Annotated in this window: 14 protein-coding genes; 12 read left to right on the top strand and 2 right to left on the bottom strand. The window is 59.8% G+C overall.

Annotation, left to right across the window (positions count from 1 at the left end; genetic code table 11):
* Positions 1–67: 67 nt before the first annotated feature.
* Positions 68–1249, bottom strand: a complete 1182-nt coding sequence (ubiF, locus tag AAIE04_RS01640) for a 3-demethoxyubiquinol 3-hydroxylase (RefSeq protein WP_197667246.1) — start codon at positions 1247–1249, stop codon at positions 68–70.
* Positions 1250–1446: 197 nt separating this feature from the next.
* Here ubiF and miaB point away from each other — a divergent pair, with 197 nt between their 5' ends.
* The 12 genes from miaB to AAIE04_RS01580 all read left to right on the top strand — a co-directional run bounded on the left by miaB (position 1447) and on the right by AAIE04_RS01580 (position 13123).
* Positions 1447–2871, top strand: a complete 1425-nt coding sequence (miaB, locus tag AAIE04_RS01635; protein WP_038877474.1) for a tRNA (N6-isopentenyl adenosine(37)-C2)-methylthiotransferase MiaB — start codon at positions 1447–1449, stop codon at positions 2869–2871.
* A 116-nt stretch (positions 2872–2987) separates the two neighbouring features.
* Entirely contained in the window at positions 2988–3323 is a 336-nt protein-coding gene (locus AAIE04_RS01630; RefSeq protein ID WP_004939967.1) for a zinc ribbon domain-containing protein YjdM, read from the top strand.
* A gap of 234 nt (positions 3324–3557) precedes the next feature.
* Positions 3558–4613, top strand: coding sequence for a PhoH family protein (locus AAIE04_RS01625; RefSeq protein ID WP_004939969.1), 1056 nt, complete (start codon positions 3558–3560; stop codon positions 4611–4613).
* Positions 4610–5083 (top strand): rRNA maturation RNase YbeY, encoded by a 474-nt coding sequence (gene ybeY / locus AAIE04_RS01620; RefSeq protein WP_004939970.1) that lies wholly within the window; start codon positions 4610–4612, stop codon positions 5081–5083. The genes AAIE04_RS01625 and ybeY overlap by 4 nt, the downstream gene beginning before the upstream one ends.
* An 84-nt stretch (positions 5084–5167) precedes the next feature.
* A complete protein-coding gene (gene corC / locus AAIE04_RS01615; RefSeq protein WP_004939973.1) occupies positions 5168–6046 on the top strand; it encodes a CNNM family magnesium/cobalt transport protein CorC in 879 nt (292 codons plus the stop codon).
* A 7-nt stretch (positions 6047–6053) separates the two neighbouring features.
* Positions 6054–7583 carry an apolipoprotein N-acyltransferase gene (gene lnt / locus AAIE04_RS01610; RefSeq protein WP_498576372.1) on the top strand — a complete coding sequence of 510 codons (1530 nt, stop codon included), beginning with the start codon at positions 6054–6056 and terminating at the stop codon, positions 7581–7583.
* A 391-nt stretch (positions 7584–7974) separates the two neighbouring features.
* Positions 7975–8871, top strand: coding sequence for an amino acid ABC transporter substrate-binding protein (locus AAIE04_RS01605; protein WP_019454073.1), 897 nt, complete (start codon positions 7975–7977; stop codon positions 8869–8871).
* 213 nt (positions 8872–9084) lie between these two features.
* A complete protein-coding gene (locus AAIE04_RS01600; RefSeq protein WP_019454074.1) occupies positions 9085–9825 on the top strand; it encodes an amino acid ABC transporter permease in 741 nt (246 codons plus the stop codon).
* Positions 9825–10499 carry a glutamate/aspartate ABC transporter permease GltK gene (gene gltK, locus AAIE04_RS01595; RefSeq protein ID WP_019454075.1) on the top strand — a complete coding sequence of 225 codons (675 nt, stop codon included), beginning with the start codon at positions 9825–9827 and terminating at the stop codon, positions 10497–10499. Before AAIE04_RS01600 ends, gltK begins: the two co-directional genes overlap by 1 nt.
* Positions 10499–11224, top strand: a complete 726-nt coding sequence (locus AAIE04_RS01590; RefSeq protein ID WP_019454076.1) for an amino acid ABC transporter ATP-binding protein — start codon at positions 10499–10501, stop codon at positions 11222–11224. Before gltK ends, AAIE04_RS01590 begins: the two co-directional genes overlap by 1 nt.
* Positions 11225–11337: 113 nt before the next feature.
* Positions 11338–12270 carry a pyrimidine-specific ribonucleoside hydrolase RihA gene (gene rihA, locus AAIE04_RS01585; RefSeq protein WP_498576371.1) on the top strand — a complete coding sequence of 311 codons (933 nt, stop codon included), beginning with the start codon at positions 11338–11340 and terminating at the stop codon, positions 12268–12270.
* A 148-nt stretch (positions 12271–12418) separates the two neighbouring features.
* A complete protein-coding gene (locus AAIE04_RS01580) occupies positions 12419–13123 on the top strand; it encodes an FMN-dependent NADH-azoreductase (RefSeq protein ID WP_198636122.1) in 705 nt (234 codons plus the stop codon).
* A 40-nt stretch (positions 13124–13163) separates the two neighbouring features.
* Here AAIE04_RS01580 and AAIE04_RS01575 read toward each other — a convergent pair whose 3' ends face one another.
* Positions 13164–13646 (bottom strand): zinc ribbon-containing protein, encoded by a 483-nt coding sequence (locus tag AAIE04_RS01575; RefSeq protein WP_442534548.1) that lies wholly within the window; start codon positions 13644–13646, stop codon positions 13164–13166.
* Positions 13647–13911 lie beyond the last annotated feature (265 nt).

The raw sequence follows: 13911 nt of genomic DNA, 5'->3' as shown, positions 1-13911 counted from the left end.
GGCGGGCTTTTTGCTGTCTGGCGTTCAGCCAAGCCTAACGGGCTCAGCCGCCGCTGAGCCCTGCCGGTTACAATCCCAAGGCGTATTTCAACGCATGCTCTTTCAGCTTGCCCGCCCGCTGCGCGGCCATCAGCGCCAAATTGCGCGCCACGTTCAGCGGCGCCAGGTTATTGCTGAAGGCGGTATAAAACAGATCCATGCCGCTCTGCATCAGCAGATTGTCGGTACGGCGGCGGCGCTGATAGCGCAGCAGTACCGCCTCGCTGCTCCAGTCCTCTCCCTGCTCCCGCGCCTCGCTCAATACGTTCAGCAAGGCATCCACGTCGCGATACCCCAGATTGACGCCCTGCCCCGCCAGCGGATTGATGGTATGCGCCGCATCCCCCAACAACGCCAGCCCCGGCAGCACGTAACGCTGCGCATGGCGGCGCGTCAGCGGGAACGATCCGGCGGCGTGCACCTTGACCGGCCCCAGCCGCGGCGGGAAGGCGGTGGCGATCTCACGCTCCAGCTGCGCCGGCGGCATCGCCTGCAGTTGGCGAATGCGCTGCGGGCTGTCATACCACACCAGCGACGCCCAGCTGTCGTACAGCGGCAGGAAGGCGCGCGGCCCGGACGGGAAGAAGCGCTGCCAGGTCACATCCTGCTGCGGCGCGCCGGTATCGACGGTGATCAACATGCACGCCTGGCGATACTGCCAGCCGTTGGTGCCGATCGCCGCCAGCTTGCGCACCTGCGAGTTGGCGCCGTCGGCGCCGACAACCAGGCGCGCCTGCAGCGTTTCACCGCTGTCCAGCGTCAGCTGCCACGCCTTGTCCGCCCGCTGCAACGATTGCAGCCTGGCGGGGCACAGCAGCGTCAAATTGGCGCACTGCGCGAACTGCTGCCACAGCGCCAACTGCAGAATGCGGTTTTCCACCATGAAGCCCAGCTCCGGCAGCCCCAGTGACAGCGCATCGAACGCCACCCGCGACGATTCCCATTCCCAGGTCTCCAGCCGGCGATACGGCGCCGTGCGCATCGCCGTCACTGCGGGCCAGGCGCCAAGCTGTTTCAGCAGCCCCACCGAGGTGCAGCCGATAGCGGAAATGCGCAGGTCCGGCGGGCTTTGCGCCTCGAACGCCTGCGGCGCCTGATGTTCCAGCAACGCCACCGACCAGCCCGCCTGCGCCAGCCCGAGAGCCGCCGCCGCGCCGACCATGCCGCCGCCCACCACCACCGCGTCATACCGATTTTGAGATGTCTTCATATTGGCTATGTTTTCTGTGTGAATGCTCGCCATCCCACCCGGCATGGCGTTTTGCGCAGTGTACCGGATTTTCGCTTCGGCTTCAGGTTGCGTGCCATTTTCCCCCGCGCTGGTCACAACGGCGGCAAATGATTACAATACGCGCCCTGCATGTCGCGTAACGCAACTTTCGCTCCGCACTGAGTAATGGCAAGTCAATGACGAAAAAACTACATATCAAAACCTGGGGCTGCCAGATGAATGAGTACGATTCATCGAAAATGGCCGACCTGTTGAACAGCACGCACGGCTTCGAGTGGACCGAAAACGCCGAAGAAGCGGACGTGCTGTTGCTGAACACCTGCTCGATCCGCGAAAAAGCGCAGGAGAAAGTTTTCGCCATGCTGGGGCGCTGGCGCTTGCTGAAAGAGAAGAACCCGTCGGTGATCATCGGCGTCGGCGGTTGCGTGGCCTCGCAAGAAGGCGAACTTATCCGCAGCCGCGCGCCTTGCGTCGACGTGGTATTCGGCCCGCAGACCCTGCACCGCCTGCCGGAAATGATCAACCACGTCCAGGGCACCCGCAGCCCGGTGGTCGACATCAGCTTCCCGGAGATCGAAAAATTCGACCGTCTGCCGGAACCGCGCGCCGAAGGCCCGACCGCCTTCGTGTCTATCATGGAAGGCTGCAACAAATACTGTACCTTCTGCGTGGTGCCTTACACCCGCGGCGAGGAAGTGAGCCGCCCGAGCGACGACGTGCTGTTCGAAATCGCCCAGCTGGCGGCGCAGGGCGTACGCGAAGTCAACCTGCTCGGCCAAAACGTCAACGCTTACCGCGGCGCCACGCATGACGGCGAGATCTGCTCGTTCGCCGAACTGCTGCGCCTGGTGGCGGCCATCGACGGCATCGATCGCATTCGCTTCACCACCAGCCACCCGATCGAGTTCACCGACGACATCATCGCGGTGTACGAAGACACGCCGGAGCTGGTCAGCTTCCTGCACCTGCCGGTGCAGAGCGGTTCGGATCGCATCCTGACCATGATGAAACGCGCCCACACCGCGCTGGAGTACAAGGCGATTATCCGCAAGCTGCGCAAGGCGCGGCCGGCCATTCAGCTCAGCTCCGATTTCATCGTCGGTTTCCCGGGCGAGAGCCAGGCCGACTTCGAACAGACCATGAATCTGATCGCCGACGTCAACTTCGACGTCAGCTTCAGCTTCATCTATTCGTCGCGCCCGGGCACCCCGGCGGCGGACATGGTCGACGACGTCAGCGAAGAAGAGAAAAAACAGCGGCTGTACATTCTGCAGGATCGCATCAACCAACAAGCGCTGCAGTTCAGCCGCCGCATGCTCGGCACTGTGCAGCGCATTCTGGTGGAAGGCACCTCGCGCAAAAGCGTGATGGAGCTGGCCGGGCGCACCGAATGCAACCGTGTGGTAAACTTCGAAGGCACGCCCGACATGATCGGCCAGTTTGTCGACGTGGAAATTACCGAGGTGCTGACCAACACCCTGCGTGGCGCAGTGGTGCGCACCGAGCAGCAGATGGATCTGCGCGTACATGAATCCCCGCAGTCGGTGATCGCCCGTACCCGCAAAGAAAACGCGCTGGGCGTCGGCATTTACCAGCCCTGACGCCGCGGCGGCTCGCCTTATCGCCGCCCATTCGCGCTACTCCTTACCGTTTCTCCGCCGGGCGCCCGCGCCCGGTGATTTTCTTTTTTTTTTTATTGTTGAAGAGGCGACATAACATGCAACTCCCACACTGCCCGAAGTGCAACTCCGAATACACCTACCAGGACAATGCCCTGTTCATCTGCCCTGAGTGCGCCCACGAGTGGAGCGACAGCGCCCCGGCGGAAGACCAGGACGCGCTGATCGTCAAAGACGCCAACGGCAACCTGCTGGCGGATGGCGACGCGGTCACCGTGATCAAGGACCTGAAGGTTAAAGGCAGCTCCTCGATGCTGAAGATCGGCACCAAGGTGAAAAACATTCGCCTGGTGGAAGGCGATCACAACATCGACTGCAAAATCGACGGCTTCGGCCCGATGAAGCTGAAATCCGAGTTCGTGAAAAAGAACTGATTTCCGCCGGCCTTGTTCTGTGATGACGCGGCGGGCTTTGCGCCCCGCCGCGTTTTTTCCTTATCTTCCCTTGAATTCCGCCGGCGGCGCACAGATAGATCAGCGGTAAACTTGCGCCGTTGCGGCGCACCATGAATAATTCAAGAAAGAGAGTATTCAGGCTCGTCCTGAACGCGCGCGTCCCGGACGCGCTATGTGACATCAACCAGGCCCGATGTGACCTAGAGGAATAGTTTGAACGTCGCAACACAAGAAATTTTGTTAGAGCCCGCAGACAACCAGCGTTTGCTCAGCCTGTGCGGCCCGTTTGATGACAACATCAAGCAGCTCGAGCGCCGATTGGGCATCGAAATCAATCGCCGCGACAACCGTTTCAAGCTGGTCGGCAAGAACCTGTGCGTAGTCGCCGCCGCCGATATCCTGCGCCATCTGTACGTGGATACCGCGCCGATTCGCGGCGTGATCCCGGATATCGATCCGGAGCAAATCCATCTGGCTATCAAAGAGAGCCGGGTGCTGGAACAGGTCGCCGACAGCGTGCCGGATTACGGCAAGGCGGTCACCATCAAAACCAAGCGCGGCATGGTGAAACCGCGCACGCCTAACCAGGCGCAATACATCGCCAACATTCTCGATCACGACATCACCTTCGGCATCGGCCCGGCGGGTACCGGCAAAACCTACCTGGCGGTCGCCGCTGCGGTGGATGCGCTGGAGCGTCAGGAAATTCGCCGCATTCTGCTGACCCGCCCTGCGGTCGAAGCCGGCGAAAAGCTGGGCTTCCTACCGGGCGATCTGAGCCAGAAGGTCGATCCTTACCTACGCCCGCTGTACGATGCCCTGTTCGAAATGCTGGGCTTCGAGCGCGTGGAGAAGCTCATCGAGCGCAACGTGATCGAAGTCGCGCCGCTGGCCTACATGCGCGGCCGCACGCTGAACGACGCCTTTATCATTCTGGATGAGAGCCAGAACACCACCATCGAACAGATGAAGATGTTCCTGACGCGCATCGGCTTCAACTCGAAGGCGGTCATCACCGGCGACGTCACCCAGATCGACCTGCCGCGCAACCAGAAATCCGGCCTGCGCCACGCGGTGGAAGTGCTGTCGGACGTGGAAGAGCTGAGCTTCAACTTCTTCCACAGCGAAGACGTGGTGCGCCACCCGGTGGTGGCCCGCGTGGTCATCGCCTACGAGGCCTGGGAAGCGGCCGAACAGAAACGCAAAGACGCGATTGCCGAACAACGTAAGCGCGAGGCGCTCGCCGCCTCCGAGCAGGAGACACCATGAGTCAGGTGATTTTGGATCTGCAGATTGCCTGTGAAAGCAGCGACGGCCTGCCGGATGAAGCCACTTTCCAGCGCTGGCTGGAAGGCGTGCTGCCGCAATTTCAGGAAGAAGCCGAGGTGACCGTGCGTCTGGTGGACGAAGCGGAAAGCCACGAGCTGAACCTGACCTACCGCGGCAAAGACAAGCCGACCAACGTGCTCTCTTTCCCGTTCGAGGCCCCGCCGGGCATCGAGCTGCCGCTGCTCGGCGATCTGATCATCTGCCGCCAGGTGGTTGAACAGGAAGCGATTGAGCAAGGCAAAGCGCTGGAGGCCCACTGGGCGCATATGGTTGTCCACGGCAGCCTTCATCTGCTAGGGTATGACCACATCGAAGACGATGAAGCCGAAGAAATGGAGTCTTTGGAAACCGAAATCATGCACGGACTGGGCTATCCTGATCCGTACCTGGCGGAAAAAGACCCCGTCTGACGTCAGCCGTGTATCCCACAGCCCCCTGCGGGGCTGTCGCTGACGCCCCTTAACTCTGACATGAGTGACAGTAACGAAAACGCCATGAGCGACGACCATTCACAAAGCAATGACAGCCCCAGTCCCAAGAAGGGGTTCTTTACTCTTATCCTTAACCAGCTGTTCCACGGCGAGCCCAAAAACCGTGGCGATCTGGTCGAGCTGATCCGTGATTCCGAACAAAACGACCTGATCGATCCCGATACCCGCGACATGCTGGAAGGCGTGATGGATATCGCCGAGCAGCGCGTGCGCGACATCATGATCCCCCGCTCCCAGATGGTGACGCTCAAGCGTAACCAAACGCTGGAAGAGTGCCTGGACGTGATTATCGACTCCGCCCACTCGCGCTTCCCGGTGATCAGCGAAGACAAAGATCACATCGAAGGCATCCTGATGGCCAAGGATCTGCTGCCGTTCATGCGCGCAGACTCCGAGCCGTTCAGCATCGACAAGGTGCTGCGCACCGCGGTGGTGGTGCCGGAAAGCAAGCGCGTCGACCGCATGCTGAAAGAGTTCCGCTCCCAGCGCTACCACATGGCGATTGTCATTGACGAATTCGGCGGCGTGTCCGGCCTGGTCACCATCGAAGACATTCTGGAACTGATCGTCGGCGAGATCGAAGACGAATACGACGACGAAGACGATCTGGATATCCGCCAGCTCAGCCGCCACATGTATACCGTGCGGGCGCTGGCGCCGATCGAAGACTTCAACGAAGCCTTCGGCACCCATTTCAGCGACGACGAGGTCGATACCATCGGCGGTTTGGTGATGCAGGCCTTCGGTCACCTGCCGGCGCGCGGGGAAACCATTGAAATCGAAGGTTACCTATTTAAAGTTGCGATGGCCGACAGTCGACGTATCATCCAGGTTCATGTAAAAATTCCGGACGATTCTCCACCACCGAAACTGGAAGATTAAATCCAACATGGCTAAAGCCTCATTGCTTGAACGCCAGCGGGTTCGCGCCCTGCTGGCGCTGTTGTCAGGCGCCGGCGGGACGCTGGCGTTCTCCCCCTACGATTTCTGGCCTGCGGCCATCGTCTCCCTGTTCGGCCTGCTGGCCGTTACCCTCAATCGCACCACCAAACAGTCCGCCCTGCTCGGCTTTATCTGGGGCTTCGGGCTGTTCGGCAGCGGCATCAACTGGGTGTATGTCAGCATCGCCGATTTCGGCGGCATGCCGTTCGCCGTCAACGTCTTCCTGGTGGTGCTGCTCGCCGCTTACCTGTCGCTGTATACCGGGCTGTTCGCCGGGCTGCTGACGCGCCTGTGGCCGGCTACCCGCTGGTGGCGGCTGGCCATCGCCGCACCGGCGCTGTGGCAGGTAACCGAATTCCTGCGCGGCTGGGTGCTGACCGGCTTCCCCTGGCTGCAGTTCGGCTACAGCCAGATCAACGGCCCGCTGAAGGGCATCGCGCCGCTGCTGGGCGTCGACGCCATCACCTTTATGCTGATGTCCATCGCCGGCCTACTGGTGTACGCCGTCAATCAGCGCCGCCTCTCGGCTGCGGTGATCGCCGCCGCGCTGCTGCTGTTGCCGTGGCCGCTGCGCCAGCTGCATTGGTTTACTCCGCAGCCGGATAAAGCGGTGAACGTCGCCATGGTGCAGGGCAACATTCCCCAGTCGATGAAGTGGGATCCGAGCATTCTGCTCAGCACGCTGCAAACCTATCTGGATGAAACGCGCCCTTATATGGGCAAAGCGCCGATCATCATCTGGCCGGAATCCGCCATCCCTGACTTCGAGCCGCGTCAGAACGGCTTCCTGACCATGATGGATGACCTGATGCGGGCGAAGAACAGCAGCCTGATCACGGGGATTGTCGATGCGCGCGCCACCCCGCAGGGCGTGCAGGAATACAACAGCGCCATCGTGCTCGGCGAACCGACGCCGTACAGCTACCCGGCCAAAGATCGCTACAACAAACACCACCTGGTGCCGTTTGGCGAATTCGTGCCGCTGGGTGATCTGCTGCGCCCTATCGCACCGTTCTTCAATCTGCCGATGTCCGGTTTCAGCCGCGGCGACTATGTGCAGCCGCAGCTCAGCGTGCGCGGTTACAACCTTACGGCGGCGATCTGCTACGAGATCGTGCTGGGCCAGCAGGTGCGCGATAACTTCCGCCCGGACACCAACTTCCTGCTGACCATCTCCAACGACGCCTGGTTCGGCCACTCCATCGGTCCGTGGCAACACTTCCAGATGGCGCGCATGCGCGCGCTGGAGCTCGGCCGGCCGCTGCTGCGCAGCACCAATAACGGCGTTACCGCCGCGGTGGACGCCAACGGCGAGGTGATCGCCGAAATCCCGCAGTTCACCCGCAAGGTGCTCGAAGTGAAGGTCACGCCGACCACCGGCGTCACGCCTTACGCGCGTTTCGGCGGCACGCCGCTGTGGGTGATCACCCTGCTGCTGGGCGGTTGGGCGTTGATGCTGGGCCTACGCCGCAAATAGTCCTCTTCGCCGGGGCGCGCCCGCCGCGCCCCGCGTTCCCGTCAATATTCCTCCCCGGTTAGAAAACGCCGTTAAATCAACGCGGCTGGCACACTCCTTGCTTTATCTATGGCGACCTCGCGCGCCGGTTTACTTTTGCTGACGTTTTGTCGCACCCGTGCACATTTTGGGTGCATCTGACGCACCGCACGGGTGCTTCAGGGTTTTGTTGCATTGATTTGGTGCGCGCGGCGTCTCAAAAAATGAAACATTTTAGTTTCAAGGTATTCACAATCGGTTATTTTTTAACGGCTATCTGTTCTAAGACTATCTTTATAATTTGAGCAATAAATAGTCGATTTAACCTGACGCTCTTTAGTCAGAGCCACCACAACAGCAAAGGAGTTGGACCATGCAAATGCGTAAATTGGCGTTATCGTTACTGCTGCTCGGTGCGGCAGGTAGCGTGGCGCACGCGGAAGACCTGACCGGTACGCTGAAGAAAATCAAAGACAATGGCGTGATCGTTGTCGGCCACCGCGAATCGTCAGTGCCCTTTTCCTACTACGACAACCAACAAAAAGTTGTGGGCTACTCTCAGGACTACTCCAACCAAATCGTTGAAGCTGTTAAGAAAAAGCTTAATGCACCGAATCTGCAGGTGAAAATGCTGCCGATTACCTCACAGAACCGCATTCCGCTGCTGCAAAACGGCACCTATGACTTCGAGTGCGGCTCCACCACCAATAACCTCGAGCGCCAGAAACAGGCCGCCTTCTCCGACACCATTTTCGTGGTCGGCACCCGCTTGCTGGTGAAGAAAGGCTCCGACATCAAAGACTTTAAAGACCTGGCCGGCAAACCGGTGGTCGTTACCTCCGGCACCACCTCCGAAGTGCTGCTGAACAAGCTGAACGACAGCGACAAAATGAACATGCGCATCATCAGCGCCAAAGACCACGGCGACTCCTTCCGCACCCTGGAAAGCGGCCGCGCGGTGGCCTTTATGATGGATGACGCCCTGCTGGCGGGTGAGCGCGCCAAGGCCAAGAAGCCGGATCAGTGGGAAATCATCGGCACGCCGCAGTCGAAAGAAGCTTACGGCTGCATGCTGCGTAAAGACGATCCTGCGTTCAAGAAACTGGTCGATGACACCATCGTCCAGGCGCAAACCTCCGGCGAAGCGGCCAAGTGGTTTGATAAATGGTTCAAGCAGCCTATACCACCGAAAAACCTCAACATGAACTTCGAACTGTCGGACGACATGAAGCAGCTGTTCAAAGAACCTAACGACAAGGCATTGAACTAAATAGAATGACAGCCGGAGCGGCCGCCAGGCCAAACCGGCCCAGTTGATGACTGGGACAGACAGGTATGAGGGGGGCCGTTCCCCTCCCTCATTTTCCCCAAGGCGCATCACCGACCTCCGCACACAATAAGCCAGCCAGACTGGCCGCGCGGCGATCGGCGCTCATCAAGTCATCAATCTTCGGCGCTCTGCGCCCGTTTACCGGAGTTTGTTATGTCAATAGATTGGAACTGGGGTATCTTCCTGCAGCAGGCCCCGTTTGGGAACACCACATACCTCGGCTGGATCTGGTCCGGCTTTCAGGTCACGGTGGCCCTCTCCGTCTGTGCATGGATTATCGCTTTCTTCGTCGGTTCGCTGTTCGGTATCTTACGTACCGTACCCAACCGCTTTCTTTCCGCCCTCGGCACCTGTTACGTCGAACTGTTCCGCAACGTGCCGCTGATCGTGCAATTCTTTACCTGGTATCTGGTGATCCCCGAACTGTTGCCGGCCAATATCGGCACCTGGTTTAAAAGCGAGCTGGATCCCAACGTGCAGTTCTTCGTCTCCTCCATGCTCTGCCTGGGGCTGTTTACCGCCGCCCGCGTTTGCGAGCAGGTGCGCGCCGCCATTCAATCCCTGCCGCGCGGCCAGAAAGCGGCCGGGCTGGCGATGGGCCTGACGCTGCCGCAAACCTACCGATACGTGCTGCTGCCGAACGCCTATCGGGTGATCGTGCCGCCGATGACCTCGGAGATGCTCAACCTGGTCAAAAACTCTGCCATCGCCTCAACCATCGGGCTGGTGGACATGGCCGCACAGGCCGGCAAGCTGTTGGATTACTCCGCACACGCCTATGAATCCTTTACTGCCATCACGCTGGCTTATATCGGCATCAACGCCGTTATCATGCTGTTTATGCGTCTGGTCGAAAAGAAAGTGCAGTTGCCTGGCAACCTGGGGAGTAAATAATGTACGAATTTGACTGGGCGTCGATCGTCCCAAGCTTCCCTTTCCTGCTGCAGGGCATGGCGATCACGCTGAAGATCACCGTGACCGCCATCGTGGTCGGCATCCTGTGGGGCACCGTGCTGGCGGTGATGCGTCTGTCGCCGTTCAAGCCGATCAGCTGGTTCGCCACCCTGTACGTCAACCTGTTCCGCTCGGTGCCGCTGGTGATGGTGCTGCTGTGGTTCTATCTGGTGGTTCCAAGCTTATTACAACAGGTTCTAGGGTTGTCGCCGAAAACCGATATTCGCCTGATCTCGGCTATGGTAGCCTTTTCCCTGTTTGAAGCGGCCTATTACTCGGAAATCATCCGCGCCGGCATTATCAGCATCTCGCGCGGCCAATCCTCCGCCGCGCTGGCGCTGGGCATGACCCACTGGCAATCCATGCGGCTGGTGATCCTGCCGCAGGCGTTTCGCGCCATGGTGCCGCTGCTGCTGACTCAGGGCATCGTGCTGTTCCAGGATACGTCGCTGGTTTACGTTCTGAGCCTGGCCGACTTCTTCCGCACCGCATCGACCATCGGCGAACGCGACGGCACCCAGGTTGAAATGATCCTGTTCGCCGGCTTTGTCTATTTTGTTATCAGCCTCGCCGCCTCGGCGCTGGTAAGCTATTTGAAGAAAAGGACTGTTTGATGATATCCCTGAAAAATGTTTCTAAGTGGTACGGTCACTTTCAGGTGTTGACCGATTGCACCACCGAAGTGAAAAAAGGCGAAGTGGTCGTCGTCTGCGGTCCTTCAGGTTCCGGCAAGTCCACCCTGATCAAAACCGTCAACGGCCTTGAGCCGATCCAGCAGGGCGATATCCTGGTGAACGGCACGCCGGTCAACGACAAGAAAACCAATCTGGCGCAGCTGCGCGCCAAGGTCGGCATGGTGTTCCAACACTTTGAGCTGTTCCCGCATCTGTCGATCATCGACAACCTGACGCTGGCGCAGGTGAAAGTGCTCAAGCGCGACAAAACCGCCTCACGCGAGAAGGGGCTGAAGCTGCTGGAACGCGTCGGCCTTTCCGCCCACGCCAACAAGTTCCCCGGTCAGCTGTCCGGCGGCCAGCAGCAGCGCGTCGCCATCGCCCGCGCGCTGTGCATGGATCCGATCGCCATGCTGTTCGATGAACCGACCTCGGCGCTCGATCCGGAAATGATCAATGAAGTGCTGGACGTGATGGTCGAGCTGGCGAACGAAGGCATGACCATGATGGTGGTGACCCACGAAATGGGCTTCGCCCGCAAAGTGGCGAACCGGGTGATCTTTATGGACGAAGGCAAAATCGTCGAAGACCGCAACAAAGACGATTTCTTCAACAATCCCGAATCCGAGCGCGCCAAGGACTTCCTGGCCAAGATCCTGCACTAAGTTCTCTCTATGCGCCCCGCCAGGGGCGCATCTTTTCTCCCGGCACTAAAAGCGCTTGTTTCTCCCCGGTTTTGATCCGATGCTCGCAGGATAACAAACAGAGGAGAAAGAACATGCCCCGCCCTATTATCATCGATTGCGATCCCGGCCTCGACGACGCCATCGCGCTGGCCATGGCGCTGCGTTCGCCGGAGCTGGACGTCAAAGCCATCACCACCTCCGCCGGCAACCAGACGCCGGAGAAAACCCTGCATAACGCGCTGGGTCTGTTGACCCTGATGCAGCGCGAAGACATTCCGGTCGCCGCCGGCGCCAACGGCCCGCTGATGCGCGAACTGGTGATCGCCGACTATGTCCACGGCAAAACCGGCATGGGCAACACCCACCTGCCGACACCGACCCTCAAGCCCGACCCCCGAGGCGCCGTTGAACTGATCGCCGACCTGCTGCGCGCCAGCCCGCAGCCGATCACCCTGGTGGTGACCGGCCCGATGACCAACATCGCCCTGCTGTTGGCCCAGCATGCCGAGCTGAAAAGCCGCATCGAACGCATCGTATTTATGGGCGGCGGCATGAACGCCGGCAATACCACGCCGGTGGCGGAATTCAATATCTTCGTCGATCCCGAAGCCGCCGAAATGGTGCTGAAATCCGGCGTGCCGCTGACCATGGCCGGGCTGAACGTCACCCATCAGGCGCTGGTGCTGCCGCAGGATATCGAGCGCATTCGTCAGATAGACAATCCGGTCGCCCAGGCGGTGGCGGAGATGCTCGATTTTTATCTGCCGCTGTACCTCAGCCATCCGCGCGGCCTGCCCGGCGCGGCGATGCACGATCCCTGCACCATCGCCTGGCTGCTGGCGCCGCAGCTGTTTACCGGCGTAGAACGCTGGGTGGGGGTGGAAACCAAAGGGGAATACACCGTCGGCATGACGGTGGTGGACTATTTCCAGCAAACCGGCAAAGCGGCCAACGTGGAAGTGCTGACCGGCATTAACCGCGAAGGCTTTATCGATCTGCTGGCCGAGCGCGTAGCGCGTTATTGATCCCATCGGGGCGCGCCCGTGCCCCTCATTCAACTTTTTTGATTTAACTCAGCGAATTTTTGCGCTATCACTGTTCATGGCTTGCCTCTACCATGCGTTTACACCGACTGACATCGTTACCGATTAGACTTCGCCTGGAGATAAGCCAATGAGCCGCGTACTGGTCCTGAAATCAAGCATTCTGGGTGAATATTCCCAGTCTGGAAAATTAGTCGATTTTTTTGTTGAACAATGGCGTGAAACTCACCCTGAAGACACCTTTACCGTGCGCGATCTGGCCAACCCGACGCTGCCGGAGCTGGATGGCGAAGTGATGGCCGGTTTTACCGCCGGCGACAAACCGCTGACGCCGCACCAGCAAAGCACCCTGGCGCTGTCCGACGAGCTGATTGCCGAACTGAAATCACACGACACGCTGATCATCAGCGCGCCGATGTACAACTTCAATATCCCGACGCAGCTGAAGATCTACTTCGATCTGATCGCCCGCGCTGGTCAGACGTTCCGCTATACCTCCGCCGGCGCCGAAGGGCTGGTGACGGGCAAGAAAGCGATCGTCATCTCCAGCCGCGGCGGCATCCACGCCGACACGCCGACGGATCTGATCACGCCGTACGTGAAGCTGTTCCTGGGCTTTATCGGCATCACCGACGTTGAATTCGTGCTGGCAGAAGGCTTTGCCTACGGCCCGGAAGCGGCGGAAAAAGCCGCTCAGGACAGCCGCATCGCGGTCGCGCAGAAAATCCCGGCCGGCGTCGCCGTAGCGGCCAGCGCGCCGGCGCAGGCGGAAGCTGCCCCGGCAACCGTCAGCGGCGGTTTCCTGAGCAACCTGCTGAAGAAACTGTTCCGTTAAACGCCGGCCTTAGCGTTCCCCGCCCTGACGGGGAACGTCATCAAGGTTCAAACGGCCGGCGCTGGAACTGGTCGTGGCCGCATTTCGGGCACAGCGGCAGCACTTCCGGGGTGTAAAAGGCCAGATGATAGTGGCATTGCTCGCACACCAGATTGCCCAGCCCCACCACTTCACCGCTGTGGTAAACGCCGTGGTGGCTGACGTCCTTGAACACCTCGCGCCACTCCAGCTGGGTTTTGTCGGTGATATCCGCCAACTCCTGCCACAGACTCTCTTTGATCACCCGCATAAATACGCTGTCGGTAAATTCGTCCCGGCTCTCCTGGTAGCTGCGGGCGAACTCTTCCAGATCGCGCCGCACTGCCTGCGTCACCTGCCGCACCTCGTCGCGGGTCAGATCTTCGGCCTCGTTCAACCGCCGCTCCGCGCTGGCCACCAGGGCGTCGATATCGCGTTCACCGTTTTTCAGGCGTTCGGTCAGCGATGCCACCAATTCGCGGTAATACTGAGCAACCTTGTTCATAGACTCTCCTCGATAAACGCTGCGCCGGACTTGGCTGTAGGGATACCCCTAAGCTACTTGTTCTTATTTTAGCCGTAAATGACTGATGTCACTTGGCAAGACGCGGGATCCGCAGGTTGTGAGCCGCGTCATGGCGGCGTTTTTTTTAAATGCGCCGAGTCAGGCGCTTGGAGTTGTTGCCGGGAGGTCTTATCAGCTATGCTATGCGGATCTACGAATACTAAATGTTCATTGCGTTGCCTCTGACCGGGGCAACGGTTTACAC

The sequence above is a fragment of the Serratia sp. Ae19-1 genome (assembly GCF_059801225.1).
Note: the sequence above shows the minus strand (reverse complement) of the source record. Positions and strands in the feature narration are given on the sequence as shown.